This is a genomic window from Sorangium sp. So ce363, assembly GCF_051520435.1.
GTDB classification, from domain to species: Bacteria; Myxococcota_A; Polyangia; order Polyangiales; family Polyangiaceae; genus Sorangium; species Sorangium cellulosum_B.
In genome coordinates, this window is the sequence record NZ_CP150333.1 from 10,406,232 (window position 1) to 10,421,227 (window position 14,996).

Genomic DNA, 14,996 nt, shown 5'->3' on the forward strand with positions numbered 1-14,996 from the left:
ATGTCCCCTGCGTCACACCGGCTCGCTGGCGAACTCCGACCGCACCAGGTGGCGCGCCACGCTCTGGAGCTTCTCGCAGGTCTCCTCCAGCTCTCGCTCGGGCGTCGACTCCGCGACGATCCCGGCGCCCGCGCGCAGCCAGACGCTGCTCCCCCGCTGGAAGATCGTCCGCAGCACGAGCGCCGCATCCATCGCGCCGTCGTGGTCCAGCGTCAGGACCGCGCCCGAGTAGAGGCCCCGGCTCTCCGCTTCGTGCCTCCGGATCCAGTCGACCGCCTCCCTCTTGGGGATCCCCGACGCGGTGATGGCGGGGAACAGCACCTGGAACGCCGTCCAGGCCGTGTTGCCCGTCTCGAGCATGCCCGAGAGCCGTGAGGCGAGGTGCTGAACGGTGCCGCGGCGGGATATCGCCATGAACTCGTTCACGGTCACGCTCCCCTGCTTGCAGACGCGGCTGAGCTCCTCGAACGCCAGCTTCACGGACATCGCGTGCTCCGCCAGCTCCTTCGAATTGCTGAGCAGCTCGGCCCGCAAGCGCGCGTTTTCATTGTCGTCCGAGACGAGCGCCCGGGTCCCGGCCAGCGGCTGCGTCATCACCTGCCCTCCGGCGGTCACCTCGAGCACGGTCTCCGGGCTGAACCCGGCGAACTTCAGGCCGCGGCAGTTGACGACGAACGATCGGGCCGGGGTGTTCTGTCGCCGCCCGGCGACGTACGTCGCGATGAGATCGACGGGCGCGGCGACCGGGACGACGCGCGACGCGATGACCTTGTGGAGCTTGCGCGCCGCGATCTCGTTCGTCGCCGCGGCCACCAGCTCCTTGTACTTCGCTGCGCCGGTCGTCTCGAGCAGCCTCGCGGGGAGCACCTCCGACGGGACGGGGGGGAGACCGGCGACGTCGCTCATCCCGCGCGCATGGCGCCGGTTCGAGGAGGCGAGGACGTCCACCATCCTCTCGAGCTCGTCCGAGGTCAGCGCTCGAACCAGCGCCGTGCCGCGCTGGAGGCGGATCTCGACCTCTGGGATGGTCAGGTGAAGCAGGGGCTCTGTGCCGAGGTTCGCCTCGATGCCGTGCAGCAGGTACGCGAACTCGAACGAAGCCGTGCCGTACGCGCGCCAGCCACGGAGCGGGATCGACGCGAGCGCCGCCTCGACCGCGGCGAGGCAGTCCCCGCCGGGACAGCTCTGCTTTCCTGTCGCGTCGATGCGGTGCACGCCGTGTACGTCTGCAGTGAGCTCGAAGGCCGCGCCGAGGGCGACGCTCCATTCGCCGTCGCGCTCGTACACGAAGTACGTCGCGTGCGAGCCCGACCTGGCGAGCGCCGCCGCGAGGTCGATGGGGTCTGCGCCGATCGAGACGCGGCGCTCGAAGTAGTGCCGTTGATGAGAGATGTTCATGCTCGCCCCGCACGTGAGTGATGCCGTCCCGGGCTGCCTGCGCCTCGATTTCTTCGAGGGGAGCGAAAGATGGCACATCCACCCTGTCGCTCCGCATCGCTTCTGTTGTTTTTACATAAAAGTTGCTTTTGCAACATAGGTCACCTCTGGTACGAGAGGCCGCAACCGAGACGTCAGTCGCAGGAGGAGCACGTGAGCTCTTCAGCCCACGTCCCGCTCGCTACGGGCAGTGTTCCAGGCGCGAGCCACGGCCGCGCCCCCGCTTCGTGCTCGGGTGGCGAGCCTTCGAATCGGGAACAGGCGTCACGGTAAACACGTCGACCGAGCGGCAGATGGTCGAAGCGTTCCTCTTCGCGCGCCTTCCAGCATCGACCCGCAGGCCCTGCGAGGGTTCGCAGGCCTATGCGGTCGCACCCCATCCAGACGAGATTCTCGTCACGACATGACAATACGGCAGCGCCCGCCCCCGCGATCTGCGGGTCGGAGCTCACGCCGACCTGTCATGGACAGCTATCGCAATGTACCCCTCCCGGCTCGCGACGCCATGCCCGTGGAGCGTGGCCTCGCGAGCGCCGATAGGCACGACGCTGAGTCGCCTACATCTTGAATATGCTTACTAAATGCATATACATACTAATTGCATCAGCGTCAAGCCGGGCGGACGGCGATTTCGTGCGGCGGACACGATCGCTCCCCGGAGGCGCCTCCGCGCTGAATTTGAGCGGATCTGGAGGAATTCGATCTCTCAGATCACAATCGAAAGTCTAACGAAATGAGTCGATGATGCGCTCGTCAGGCGCCGCCCTACTCAGCGCTCACCAGCGCAGCCAACGGGTCCTCCATGCCGCAGCGAAACATGTTCGTTGCACAGCCCTCATCCTCGTGACGCCCGAGGATGTGCAGGCGCGGCGAGGGCTCGCGCCATCAATGGGGGCCTGCCTTCCACGCGTTGTCCCGCGGCGAGCGTTCGAATGAGGGCCACGCGTCGAAGACGACGAACTGGGCATCGCTCTCCAATCTTGCCGGCACGCGGGTCACGCGCGCCGGCGTCTCCTCGTCGTGGAAGCGTTGAACGATCTCGAACGAGCTGGAGACGGGCCGCCAGCCGCCCCCCTCCCACCGCGAGCGCTCGCCACGAACCTCCAGCGCGCCGCCGTCGGCGATCGCGACCGTCACATCCGAGGCCGAAGGGGGACCCAGGAGGCGGTCGGCCATGATCGGGCCTGCTGCTCGCGCGAGCGCGCCTCGGACCGGTTCTCCAGAGCGCACCATGTCGGCGACCCGCGTCGCTGCGTGCAACGCCTCGGCGTCTCCGATGGCCTGCGCCCATGCGAGGGTCTCCAGCGGAGCGTACGCCATGACCCAGCTGGCCGCGCCGTCATCGGCCAGACCCGACACGGGCGCGTCGAGGGCGCCGAGCGCATCCGCGACGTCATCGCTGCGGCGATCCAGCAGCGCGAGCCACGCATCACCGCCATCGGACGACCGCACGCATTCGAGCCCGATCCACCCCGCGACGCCGTTGATGAGCCACCGCGCCCCCGGCTCCGCGCGCAGATCGGCGCGGTCCGCGAGCGATCGCGCGGCGAGCGCCTCGGCCACCGCGGCCCGTCGTTTCAGGCGTCCGGCGCCGGACGCGGCCACGTCCCAGCCGTCCCCTTCCGGCAGCCACAGGACCGCGCCGTGCGCCCGGATCTCGCCGAGGTCGCGCGGCGCCTGCACGACCGTCGTCACCTCCGGGACGGCCCCGAGCCGCGCGTGAACACACTTGCCCATCGTCTGGACGTCCTCCAGGACCTCACGCGCCGTACCGGAGCGGGACGGGCCATGCCACGCCGTGAGGCCCTCCTGCCGCAGCTGTCTCGGCTCCGCACCCCTGGGCAGCCACGCCACGGCGAAGTCGAGGCCTTGTGTCGTGCTCCCCTCGACAGGCGTGCTCACGCCTTGCTCGGAGAACGACACCGACCAGCGCCAAAGGCCCGCCGGCGCCACGGCGAGGGCGGGTACCAGCGCATTCCTGTCGAGCGCGCCGGGGCGCTCCGCGAGCCCCAGCTCGCGACGTGTGGACGGAGATCGCAGCGCTCGCTCTCCGTCGTGCCCGAGCCGCGGGACGAGATCGGCCGCGCGCGCCCACACGCCGGAGCCGTCCAGCCACGGCGCCTCCCCCTCGGCGAACCAGCGGGGCGACGCGATCGTGATCTCGAGCTCGACGTCGCACCCGCTCTGCGCGCAGCTGCCCAGGTCGACCATGAAGTGCTCGTTCGCCGTGACGACCTCACGCGGGGAGCCGTCGACCTGGACGCTGTCGATGTCCATCCCGGTGCGCAGGCTCCCGTGCAGCTTCGCCGCGCTGGCCCGTACTCCCCGCAGCGTCCAGCGGACGTGGGCGGTGCGCGCGGACGGCGCGATCTTCGCCTCGACCTCGCCGCCCTCCACGGAGAACACCGACGCTTCCGGCCAGAAACGCGCTTCCCAGGCCGCGTCGGCGGCGTTCTCCTCGCTCTTCGATGCGAAGCCGCCCTGCACAACGATCTGCTCGTGCAAGAGCGTCGCTGAGCAAGCGATCGCAAAGAGGCTGAGGGCCGCCAGGGCTCCCGCGCCCTGGGTCAGCTGCCGCGCTGCCCCGCGCCATCGTTCGATCATCCTCAGGGCGGTGCCGCGTGGGTAGGCGAGCCACGCCAGGGCCACGGCGAGGCCGACGCAGCCCAGCTTCAGGACACCCATCTCGAGCACCGGCACGATCCACGGCGACCACCCCGAGAGCTCGGAGAGGGCAACATGCACCGGGATCCCTACCTGCGCGGGCGGATAAGAGACGATGTCGATCTCGTGATTCACGAGCGCGATGAACGCTGCCAGCATCGATGCGGCGTACCCCGTACCGGGCGAACGCACGAGCGCGTGGACGAGGAACGTGATCGCGCCGAGCTCCAGCAAGGCAGGCGCGGCGACAAGCGCGTTCACGAGCAGCGCATCCCACGGCTCGAAGCTCGAAGGTAGGGTGAGACCTGTCACGATCCACGCCGAGAGCGTCGGCGCCAGGGCCATGACCGTCGTCAACAGGAGGGCGGCGACGGCGCGGCCAACCACGCGTGTGCCAAGCGGCGCCAGCGTCGCGTCGATCATCTCGTCGAACCCGGATTGCTGATCTCGACGAGCGAGCGCCCCCACGAACCCCGCCACGGCGAACACGGAGAACACGTAACAAAGGCGGATGAGGAACGGCGCGAGCAGCGCAGGCCGTGGGACCAGCGGCCCCTCGGCGTGCCCGATCACATGGTAGAACGCCCCTGCCACGTTCATGAGGGTCCAGAGCGCGACCGCGGTACGGAACGCCCACCCTCGGGTCGTCAGCGAGAGGTGCCAGCGAGCCTCGGACAGCGTCGCGCGGAGCCAGGACGGCGTCGTGACCGGCGGCAGCGCCGCGGCGGCGGGCGCGGCGGCACGAAAGGTCGCCTCGCCGTTCGGCGACGGCTTGCCGGCCCGCCCGAGCACGAGCGCCTCGCGCCCGAGCCGCACGAGCGCGAACGCCAGGATGGCGAGGGGGACCAGGCTCCAGAGGAGCCGATTGACGAGGAGCGGCGCGGTCACGGCCAGCTGCGCCGTCGCCTTTTCGTGCGGCGTCCAGCGCTTCGTCTGCGCCTCCGCCTCCCCGAAGCCGCTCACGTCGACCACGGTCGCGATGTCGGTGTGCAGGTTGCCGCCCCGCAGGACGATCATGGCCACCATCCAGATCAAGATGACCACCGCCGCCACGGCGAACGGCCCGGCCGTGCTCCGGGTCCGGAGCGCCGCGGTGAGGTAGAGCGCCCCGAGGCCGATGGCCGACGGCACCACGAAGAGCGCCCACGACGACGCGATCGCCAGGATCGGCGTGGGCCCGACCGCCTCTTTCGGGAACACCCCGAGCGCGGCGAGCCCGGGGAAGAGCAGAAAACCGAGCGAGCTCGCCGAGCCCAGGATGCAAGCGAGGCCGACCGCGCCGATGTAGCGCGAGATCATCAGCCCGCGAAGCGACACGGGCGCGGAGAGCACCAGCTCGTGGAGCCCCGCCGCCCGATCCCGCGTGACGACCTGCGCGAAGATCCACGCCCACGCGAAGATGAGCCAGAACGACTGCCCGGAGGTCATCAGGAAGACCACATGCGGGCTGTTGCGCGCGACGTCTGCCCCGCCCATGTCGCGCAGGTACTCCGCGCTCGAGAGCATGATGAACAGATAGCCGATGAGGCCGATAAACATGAGCGGGACGAGCGAGGTACGCAGCCCCGCCCGCAGCTCGTGCCACGCCTCGACGATGTAAGTGCGCGCGGAGCTCATGCGGCCTCCGCCTGTCGCGATTCGGCCAGCAGGTAATGATAGGCGTCGTCGAGCTTGGGTGCGTGAGCGACGAAGCCGTCGCCGGGCGACACGTCGCGCACCACGACGGCGCGGGTGCCGCTCGGCGTGGGCGAGACGTTCAGCGCGTCGTCGGGGATCGACTCGCCCCGCGCGTACGTCCGGGTCCACAGGCGGCCCGCGAGCGGCGCGGTCAGCTCGGCCGGCGCTCCCTCGGCGACCACGCGCCCCCGGTTGACGATCGACAGCCTCCCGCAGAGGTTCTCCACGTCGTCCACGATGTGCGTCGAGAGCAACACGACGGCCTCCGCGGCGACCTCCGCGAGCACGCGATGAAAGTGGTTGCGCTCGGCCGGATCGAGGCCGGCGGTCGGCTCGTCCACGATGAGGAGCTGCGGAGATCCCACGAGCGCGAGCGCGATGCCGAACCGCCGCAGCATGCCCCCGGAGTACGTCGCGACCTCGCGGTGGCCGACGTCGCTCAGGTTGACGCGCGCGAGCAGCGTCGAGATCTCCGCGTCGCGCTCGCGCCGGTCCGTGCGCCCCTTCAGCCAGGCGAACCGCTCGAGCAGAGACCGCCCGGTCACCCCCGGGTACGCGCCGATCTGCTGCGGAAGGTACCCGAGGCGGCGGCGGAGGCGGTCAGGAGACGCAATGACGTCGATCCCGTTGAACGTGATCGTCCCCGCGTCCGGCGTCTGGAGCGTGGCGAGGGTGCGCATCAGCGTGCTCTTGCCCGCGCCGTTTGGACCGAGGAGCCCGTAGAGCCCCGGTCCGACGTTCAAGTGGACGCCGTTCAGCGCTCGAACGCCGTTGGCGTACGTCTTCGTCAACCCCTTCACGATCAGCCCGTTCGAGTTGGACATGGGATCCCTCCGCATCCGGTTCAGCGCACGCGCAACACGCTCCACGTGACGCCAGGCATCGTCAGCGCGCGCGCGGGCGCGCCGTCTCCGGTCGTCCGCACCAGCGTGGTCGACTCGAAGCCTGTCGTTGACTCGTTCTCGTAGGCTTGTTCGTCCACCTCGAACACCTTGATGCCGCCGGCGAGCGGCTGGCGATCGAGGCGCTCGGCCGATCCCGGATCGTCGAGCTGGATGCGCCACGTCTGCCAGTCCTGCGCCGCGTACGCCTCCAGATGGGTGGCGTCGGCGCCGGGCGAGAAGCTGCCGGTGTCCAGCACGCGCACGTACGCCACTCCGTCGGAGCCAGGGACGATGCCGCCCGTCGGGCCGCCGGTCACGTCGTTGAGCGCCACGACGTCGGCGTCGAGCTCGTCCTGGCCCGCCGCCAGGCGCGCCATGCACGGCGCAGGAGCTCTCTCCGGGTCGGTCATGAAGACCGAGGCGACATAGGGATCGGACGAAAAATAGATGTCTCCGCTCGGCGCCTTCACCGTGTTGAGGAGGCCTCCGCAAGGGGCGGCCTTCACCTCGAACGAGCCGTCGGTCGGATTGAAGAAGAGGATCTTCGACTCGCCGGCCACGCGATCGTACGCCGCGCTCACGCCGTACAGCGGAGCGACGAGCCGGCCGCCATGCTCACGAAAGTTGGGCTCCCCGACGAATGTGTAGTCCGCGGCGTCGATCCGCGCGTCCGACACGTCGATGCGCCGGGAGATCTCCATGGCGGCGAGGTCGAGCTCGAGCACCTGCCCCGAGACGAGGTCGAAGAGGAACCCTCGGTCCGGGCCGTCGAACACCATCTTCTCCGCGAGGAGGACGGAGATCCCGGCTCCGCCGAGCCCGATCCGGGCGTCGAGCTCCGGTTTGCCGGCGACCACCCTGTATTTCGAGACGGTGAGATCTTCGGAGCTCACGAGGTAGAACACCTCGGTTCGCGGGACTCCCCAGATAGAGCCTCTCCCGGGGAGCTCGATGGCCTCGTCCAGGCGAACGGCCCCTCCGCTCAGGTCGTCGACCACCCAGACGAACACGGAGCTGTTCGTGAAGTCATTGTCCTCGATGCGGCTGATGATGGCATAGCGGGGGCCGCCGTCGTCCGGCGCCTCGACGCCGCTCTCCCCGGGGTCGCTGCCGCAACCAGCCATGAGCGGCAGGGACAAGAGGCACGCCATCGCGACTGGCCATCGCGCGCGCCCCTTCACGTTCACGCATCGTTCGGTGAGCCGCCGCAGCCGCCGCAGCCGCCGCCCTTGCTCGCCACGCCGGGCGCTCGAGCGTGCGGCGGCCTCGACCTCGAGGAGCCTGGTAGTACCTGAAGAGTTCATCTCTCGCTTCCTTTCTCGCGTCGGGCTTCGCTAGGGCGCGCCCGTGGATCGCGAATGTCGCGTGAACCTCACGCGGATGGGCGGCGACGTCGCCGTGATGAGCCGGCCTCCCTCGTCGGCGGCGGGCAGGAATCGCTGCCTGCGGGCGCACGCGAGCGACATCTGGCCGAAGCCGTATCCCGGGTCCGAGAGGAGCTCCGCCGAGGCGACGGTGCCATCCGAACGAACGACCGTGCGAATGACCACCGTTTGCTCGTCCACCGAGAGCGCGTCCGCTTCGCGTGGCCAGGGGCAATTCCACTCCCGCGCGGGCTGCCCGACGGGCCTCGCGCGCGAGGGACCTCCCTGCCGGCGCTCCGGAGGAGCGCTCTGGTCCACACGCGCGGCGTTCACCGCCTGCGGGCTCGTCCCCGCAGAGGAGGTGACACCGCCGGCATACCGCTCTCCGCGGCCAACGGCGATGTCGAACCCGGTGAAATCGAGCGGCGCAGCCGCGTTTTCCGCCAGGGCAACCTGCCCTGCCTGCGCGGGCGGTGGAGGCGCGGAGGGCGCGTCAGGCGCCCGAGGAGCGGCAGGAGCGGCCGCGCGCGCGGGGGAGCGCTCGGCGGCCCTGGGCGCCGGAGCTTCCTCGAGCGGCGAGGGGCTCGGTGGCGACGGCGGTGGGGCCAGATCGACCACGTGCTCGACCTGCAGCGGCGGGCGCGCCTCGCGCTGGCTCGCCGTCGTGTCGTTCGGTCCCAGGCGGAGCGCGATGATCCCGACCGTGCCCTGCATGACGGCCGCCGGCATGAGCGCGAGCACGAGCGCTCGGGCCGAATGCTCCTTGACGGCTCCCAGGACGATCCCGGCAGTGCTGTCAGCCGCGAATGCGCGGGCCCGTCCCCTCGCGCGCCGGGGCTGGACGTGGGCGCGCGCCGCGTCGAGGACGATCCCGGCGACGCTCTCGGGGTGGAATTCCGATCGAATCATGGGTGGCCTGTCCTCTCCGCCGCATGGGCCTCGGCCTCCGGGCGGACGGCGCCGAAGGCGACACGCGCGATCCCCGCGGCTTTCAGCGTGTCGAGCACCGTCATCACGCGGCCGTGCGAGGCGGCGCGGTCGGCCTGGATCACGGCCCGGAGCTGCGGATCGCGCGACAGGGCCGCCCGCGCGCGCTCGCGGAGCGCCGCATCGTCGATCGCGGCCCCGTCGACCTGCACGGGCCCCTCCGCGGGCAGCACCACGCTCAGCACCGCCTGGACCTCTTCACTCTGCGACGCGTGCGGCAGATCCAGCGGGACGGCGGGCGCGACGACGATCTTCGCGGTGACGATGAAGATGATCAAGAGGACCAGCGTGATGTCGACGAGCGGCGTCACGTTGATCCCTTCGATGATCCCGCCGCGGCGGGATCTCGCGCTCTGCCCGGCGCTCGCCATGACTAGGCCGCCTCCGGGCGGGACGCCTCGCCGTTCATCGGCTTGTCGATCGAAGCTCCGCCATGGGCCGCGCGCGCGGGCTCGACACGAGACGACGGATACGCGGCCTCTCCGGTCGCCAGGTAGGCGAGCACCAGGTTCGAGAGCGTCTCGGCGTCGTCGAGCATCGCGGCGATCCGGCGCTGCAGGTAGTTGTAAGCGGCCACCGCCGGCAGCGCGACGCCGATGCCCACGGCCGTCGCCACGAGCGCCTCCGCGATCGCCGCCATGACCGCGGCGGAGGCGACCTGGCTCGCGGCCCCGCCGCCCGCCGCCCCCGTGGCCTGACCGAGCTGCTCGAACGCCAGGATCACGCCGATGACGGTGCCAAAGAGGCCGACGAAAGGCGCGTTGTTGCCGAGGGTCCCGAGGTACGCGAGCCGCGCCTCGAGCGCCTTCCGCTCGGCGGCCATCGCGCTCTGCATCCCCTTGTCCGCCGCGGCCGACCCGCGCTGCGCGAGCCTCAGGCCCGCGCGGGCGACGATCGCCCCGACCGACCGCATCGGCCGGAGCGCGTCGAGCGCGGCGGCGACCGAGCCATTCGACAGGTGGGCGTCGAGCTCGGCGGCGAGCGCTCGCACGTCGTCGTCCTTCGAGCGGAAGTAGAGCCAGCGCTCGATCGCGATGGCGATGCTGCCCGCCGAGAGCGCGAACAGGAGCCAAAGGACCCAGGACGCGCCGGACTGAACGAGCAGGTTCTTGACGGCTACGACGGTGTGCATCTCATCTCCTCGGGTTCGTGTGCTCGGCGTGCCGCAGGGTCTGTTGATTCGTCGCGTGGCCGTTCATCCCATCACCTGCCCCTCGAGCTCAGAGCTCCACCGTGGTCTTGACGTAGAAGCTCCGTCCCGGGCGCGGCGTGCCGAAGAAGTCGAACACACGCTCATCCGTGAGGTTCTGCATCTCGAGCGTCGTGCTCAGGCTCGCGCTGCCGCGCCGGACGACGTACCCGAGCCCGGCCGAGTGCACGAGCTGCGAGGGGATCACCTGCTTGGACTCACGCCGGCCGAGGCTCTCCCAGGTGCGGAAGTACTCGTGTACGTAGCGGCTGTTCCACGTGAGCGCGACCTCGTCCTCCGCGGCGAAGACACGGCGAAACAGGAGGCGCGCTGTGCCGTTGGCGAAGAGGTACGGGCGGTTCGGGATGCGATCTCCCTCGAAGGCGCCGAACGCCCCCTCGCTCGAGGTGTTGCGGAAATCGAGGTAGGTGACGTTGCCGTCGAGCGCGAGGTGCTCCCCGGGCGAGGTCCATCCGGCGGAGCCTTCGACGCCGAGCGACCGCGCGCCGTGGACGTTCTCGTAGCTCTGGTCCCGATCGTTGCCGAGGAGCACGATCAGCCGGTCCGCTGCGCGCAGGAAGCCATTGCCCGTCGCGCGAAAGGCGCCCGCCGGCGTCTCGCGGGCGTCGAGGGTGAGCCCGAGGTTGGCGTTGTGGCTGATCTCGGGATCGAGCGCGAGGTTGGCCGCGATGAACGTGTTGTCGCCGAAGACCTCGTCAGGGCTGGGCAGCCGCGTCGCCCACTCGTAGGAGGCCTTCCCGTAGAGCCACGGCGTGAACTTGTACCGGAGCGCGTCGCCGATACCGAAGCGGTGGGTGCTCCCGTCGCGGTCGCGCGCAAGATCACCGGCGGCCGAGCCCTCGCTCGCGACGCGCTGCACGTACTGCTTGACGAACAGGAGATTACCGAGCCGGTCCTCGAGCAGGTCGAGGTCGTACTCGAGGCCGTTCACCAGCGCGAGCACGCTGCGCCGGTCGGCGAGCGGATCGGGGCTATCCAGGTCGCTTTGCCGGCGCTCATCCCCCGTCCGTGTCACGTAGGTCGGCGCGATGGCCAGGCGGACGGCGTGCGACGGCCGGATGCGCCATTCCACGTTGAGGCGCGCGAAGGCGGAATGGTCCCAGAAGACCTGGTCGTGGGGGACAGCGTCCGTCTCGCCAGGCTCGCTTCCCTCGGGGTCGCAGCGTCCCATCCAGTCGTAGTCGCAGGTCGCGACGTCGAGGAAGCGCCCTCGGACGTACGCATAGCCGCCCACCGCGTCGAGCGACACGCCGCGCCCCAGCGGCTGTTCATAACGAAGGTTCACGCCTGCCGAGGTCTCTCCGTACGTCACGCCGCCGTACGGGACCCTCATGACGAGCTTGTGCTGGTATTCCTTGTCGTAGTCGGTCACGAAGGCGCGCAGGCGCAAGCGCCGCGCCCACGGCCGATCGACGACCCCGAGCTCCACGTGGCCTCCCGCGCTGCGGTACGCGTCGTGAAAGCGGTAGACGCGCGCCGGCGAGAAGCGCCCGCGCTCGTCCTCGACCTCGAGTTCGACCGGGTAGTCGTTCTTCGCGTAATCGAAGAAGCCGCTCGCGCGGGCGAACAGGCCGCTCGGCCTGTGCAGGTGGCTGCCGGCGAGCGCCGCTCGGTGGGTGTCGAACGAGCCCACCTCGTAGGACGCGCCGGCGCGCGACGCGCAGAGGTCCTGATCGGTGATCAGGTCGACTGCCCCGCCGAGGGCGTCGGCGCCGAGGCGCACCGGGACCACGCCGCTGTAGATCTCGACGCGCTCGACGAGGCCTACCGGCACATTGGAGACGCCGAAGGGATAGCCGGCCAGATCGAGCGGCACGCCGTCGAGGAAGAACCGCACCTGATCGCCCGTCAGCCCGTTCAGCGAGAAGCGCGTGGCCGAGCCGAGGCCTCCCTCGCGGCGCACGCCGACCCCCTGCGTGCGCGCGAGCACCTCGCCCATGTCGGAGGACTCCCGCTTGACGCGGTCCGTCTCGACGACCGTCACGGCCTCGGCCGACTGCCGGCGCCGCTCGGCTTCCGACGGCCCGCGCACGGTCACCTCGATCGGGGCCTCCTCGCCGGATGGCACGAGCCGCAAGGCGATCTCGGCGACCTGCGCTCCGGCGATCTCGGTCTCGACCTCGGCCCGGCCGACGCCGCTCGCCTCGGCGATCACGACGCAGGGCCCGGGCGCGAGGCCCTCGATCCGGAACCGGCCCTCGCCGTCGGTGCGCGTTCGCTCGGTGGAGCCATCCTGATGCCGCACGAGCACCTCGGCGCCGGCGACGCCGTGGGAGCTCGCGCCGGGCAAGAGCACGCGCCCGCGGAGCGCGCCGCTCGCAGGCGCCTTCGGGAGGTGAAACTCGTAGGCGTAGAGGATCCGGGAGGCGACCGGGGTGTCCCCCCGTCGCGCAGGCGAAAACAGGAAGCGCTGCGCTGCGGCCTGCGCCGCCTCGTCGAAGCCGTGCCCCGCGGCCTGCGCCACGTCCGCCGCCGACACCCGCCCGTCCGCCTCGATGCTGAGCCTCAGCACGACGGTCCCCTCCCGGCCTTGCGCGAGAGCGGCCGCCGGGTAATCGGCCTCGACGAACGAGGTGAGGACCGGCGGGTGATTCTCCGGCGCCTGTCGGGGTTCATCCGCGGCGCCCGGAGGCGCTTCGCCGTCCGGCGCGGCGTCCCGGGCCGGCTCCGCCGGCGAGACCGCGCCGGCGTCCTGCGCGTGCGCGGCCCCGCCCGCGAGAAGAGCTCCGGCCGCGACAAAAGCGGCGGCGCCGGCGCTCCTTCGCGCCCGGGACGGGCGCGCTGAGCCTCGACGCGCGGGAGCCTTGGTGGTCATGCGGCGACGTCTATAGCAACCATGAACCTGTTGCAATACTTTTGCATATGTACCCAGGATGCCGTTCGCCGCGGGCCGGCGGGAGATCTCGACCGCCGGGCCGGGATCAGCCGGCGGGCGCTTCCCTGAGCGCGGCGCTCGCCTCGACGTCGCGCCCGTCGAGCCTGCGAAACTCTCGATTCACCATGACGAGCACGAGGAGGAACATCGCGACGTCGATCGCCGTGGTCCCCCAGTAGACCCCGCTCACCCCGACGAGCCTCGGAAGGAGCCACATCAAGGGGATGAAGAGCACCACCTGCCTCAGGAGGGCGACCACGCTCGCGAGCTTCGCCCTCTCCAGGCAGGGGAACAGCACCAGCGCGTTGAAGACATATGGAAGAAGGGGCAGCACGACGATGTAGATCCGGAAATCGAGCAGCTGCTGCGCGGTGAACTCGGACCCCGGCAGCAGGAAGCCGAGGACCGCGTTCGGGGCGAGCATCATCGCGAGCCAGAACGGCAGGACGAACGCGACCCCGGCGAGCCCGAAGAGGCTGAAGGCCCGCTTCACCCTGACGTAGCGCTGCGCCCCGTAGTTGATCCCTTCCACCGGCTGCAAGGCGCGCATCAGCCCGAGCATCGGGGTCAGCATGAACAGGAAGAGGCGGTTGCAGGCGGCGTAGAAGGCGACGTCGTTCTCCGTGCCCTGGCCCGAGACCGCGTTGTAGACGACGACGTTCTGGGCGATGCCCATGATGGTCAAGATCATGCCCGGCATGCCCAGGGAGACGATCTGCTTCCGGATCGCCGGATCGACGCGGATCGTGCGCCAGGCCGTGTCGAACGAGGCGCGCCCCCTCGCGAAATACAGGAGCCCCACGACCGAGTACACGAGCATCGCCGCGTTGGTGGCCCACGCCGCGCCTTGCACGCCCCAGCCGAACGTGTGGATGAACAGCGGCTTCAGGAGGACGTCCACCAGCAGGCCGAGGGAGATCATCCACGCCGCCGTCTTCATCTTGCCTTCGCCGCGCACCGTCATGTTCACGGCCAGGCCGTGAACCCAGAACACCGAGCCGAGCGCCGTCACCTTGAAGTACTCGGTGCCGTACGCGAGGATCTCCCCGGTGCCGCCCATCATGCGCACCAGCGGCTCAGCGAACACGTAGGCGAGCACGGTGTAAGGCAAGCTGAGGAGCAGCGACAGCCCGTTCACGCTGCCCAGCAGGCTGTGGAGCTTGCTCTTGTCGCCGGCGCCCAGGTAGATGCTGAGCGCCGTGCCCGCGCCCGTCCCGACCAGGCTGCCGAGGCCGAGCGTCATCTGGGACAAGGGGTAGGCGATGCCGACGCCGGCCAGGGCGCTCTTGTTCATCAGCTGGCCCACGAACACGGCGTCCAGGAAGGCGTTGAGCCCGTAGAGCACCATGGCCAGCACCGCCGGCCACGAGAGCTCCCACATCACTCGCGTCAGCTTCCCCTCGAGGATGAACTGCTTCTGCGTGTCTCTATCGTTCATGGCACAGATCTCCGTCGATTCGGTCTCATCGACTCCACACGGCCGAAATCGCGCCGCCCTCCACGCGCGCGACGACAACGCAGCTGGAAGAAATCTGTTTTCATGACGTCCCCACATCGAGAGCGCAGACGTGAGCGTCCGCAGGCGCCAGGGTGCCCGCGAAGCCACCTCCTCGGACGAACGCGATCCGACAGGCAGCCCCAGGGCACACCGCGCCCCTGCTCCTCCCTCTCCAGCGTGCTTGCTCCCTCCTAGCATACGCGCTGGCGCAGATGCAATTGATTTTTATTTTCATCGCACGAGGCGACCTGCGGGAGCAGCATTTCGACCGCGATCTGGAGGGATTTTCTGCCGATCGGCCGCGGGGCGCGGCGGTCTGCCCCCGTTGCCCGAGGGCGATCGCGGGGCCCCGGCGTCACGCCGCGCGACGATCCTCGGCCCCGGGTGCGCGCCGTAGTAC

Annotated in this window: 9 protein-coding genes; all 9 read right to left on the reverse strand. The window is 70.1% G+C overall.

What is annotated here, in order from left to right:
* Positions 1-12: 12 nt before the first annotated feature.
* The 9 genes from WMF12_RS39070 to WMF12_RS39110 all read right to left on the reverse strand — a co-directional run bounded on the left by WMF12_RS39070 (position 13) and on the right by WMF12_RS39110 (position 14,536).
* On the reverse strand, positions 13-1,398 hold the full coding sequence (locus WMF12_RS39070; RefSeq protein WP_437853393.1) for a salicylate synthase: 1,386 nt from the start codon (positions 1,396-1,398) through the stop codon (positions 13-15).
* Between the two features lie 924 nt (positions 1,399-2,322).
* On the reverse strand, positions 2,323-5,718 hold the full coding sequence (locus tag WMF12_RS39075; protein ID WP_437853395.1) for an ABC transporter permease: 3,396 nt from the start codon (positions 5,716-5,718) through the stop codon (positions 2,323-2,325).
* Complete coding sequence (locus WMF12_RS39080) at positions 5,715-6,602, reverse strand: ABC transporter ATP-binding protein (RefSeq protein ID WP_437853396.1); 888 nt, start codon at positions 6,600-6,602, stop codon at positions 5,715-5,717. The genes WMF12_RS39075 and WMF12_RS39080 overlap by 4 nt, the downstream gene beginning before the upstream one ends.
* A gap of 20 nt (positions 6,603-6,622) precedes the next feature.
* Positions 6,623-7,966 (reverse strand): hypothetical protein, encoded by a 1,344-nt coding sequence (locus tag WMF12_RS39085; RefSeq protein ID WP_437853398.1) that lies wholly within the window; start codon positions 7,964-7,966, stop codon positions 6,623-6,625.
* Between the two features lie 30 nt (positions 7,967-7,996).
* Positions 7,997-8,935, reverse strand: a complete 939-nt coding sequence (locus tag WMF12_RS39090; RefSeq protein ID WP_437853400.1) for a ferric siderophore ABC transporter substrate-binding protein — start codon at positions 8,933-8,935, stop codon at positions 7,997-7,999.
* Positions 8,932-9,384, reverse strand: coding sequence for an ExbD/TolR family protein (locus WMF12_RS39095; protein WP_437526347.1), 453 nt, complete (start codon positions 9,382-9,384; stop codon positions 8,932-8,934). The genes WMF12_RS39090 and WMF12_RS39095 overlap by 4 nt, the downstream gene beginning before the upstream one ends.
* Positions 9,385-9,386: 2 nt before the next feature.
* Positions 9,387-10,145, reverse strand: a complete 759-nt coding sequence (locus tag WMF12_RS39100; protein ID WP_437545549.1) for a MotA/TolQ/ExbB proton channel family protein — start codon at positions 10,143-10,145, stop codon at positions 9,387-9,389.
* An 88-nt stretch (positions 10,146-10,233) separates the two neighbouring features.
* A complete protein-coding gene (gene mxcH, locus WMF12_RS39105) occupies positions 10,234-13,038 on the reverse strand; it encodes a TonB-dependent siderophore myxochelin receptor MxcH (protein WP_437853402.1) in 2,805 nt (934 codons plus the stop codon).
* 106 nt (positions 13,039-13,144) lie between these two features.
* Positions 13,145-14,536, reverse strand: coding sequence for an MATE family efflux transporter (locus tag WMF12_RS39110; protein WP_437853404.1), 1,392 nt, complete (start codon positions 14,534-14,536; stop codon positions 13,145-13,147).
* Positions 14,537-14,996: the final 460 nt, after the last annotated feature.

What these genes read in the sequence shown, in the direction of transcription:
- WMF12_RS39080 (WP_437853396.1), bottom strand. Translation starts at nt 6,602, where the DNA reads ATGTCCAACTCGAACGGGCTGATCGTGAAGGGGTTGACGAAGACGTAC.
- WMF12_RS39075 (WP_437853395.1), bottom strand. Translation starts at nt 5,718, where the DNA reads ATGAGCTCCGCGCGCACTTACATCGTCGAGGCGTGGCACGAGCTGCGG.
- WMF12_RS39100 (WP_437545549.1), bottom strand. Translation starts at nt 10,145, where the DNA reads ATGCACACCGTCGTAGCCGTCAAGAACCTGCTCGTTCAGTCCGGCGCG.
- mxcH (WP_437853402.1), bottom strand. Translation starts at nt 13,038, where the DNA reads ATGACCACCAAGGCTCCCGCGCGTCGAGGCTCAGCGCGCCCGTCCCGG.
- WMF12_RS39095 (WP_437526347.1), bottom strand. Translation starts at nt 9,384, where the DNA reads ATGGCGAGCGCCGGGCAGAGCGCGAGATCCCGCCGCGGCGGGATCATC.
- WMF12_RS39070 (WP_437853393.1), bottom strand. Translation starts at nt 1,398, where the DNA reads ATGAACATCTCTCATCAACGGCACTACTTCGAGCGCCGCGTCTCGATC.
- WMF12_RS39110 (WP_437853404.1), bottom strand. Translation starts at nt 14,536, where the DNA reads ATGAACGATAGAGACACGCAGAAGCAGTTCATCCTCGAGGGGAAGCTG.
- WMF12_RS39085 (WP_437853398.1), bottom strand. Translation starts at nt 7,966, where the DNA reads ATGAACTCTTCAGGTACTACCAGGCTCCTCGAGGTCGAGGCCGCCGCA.
- WMF12_RS39090 (WP_437853400.1), bottom strand. Translation starts at nt 8,935, where the DNA reads ATGATTCGATCGGAATTCCACCCCGAGAGCGTCGCCGGGATCGTCCTC.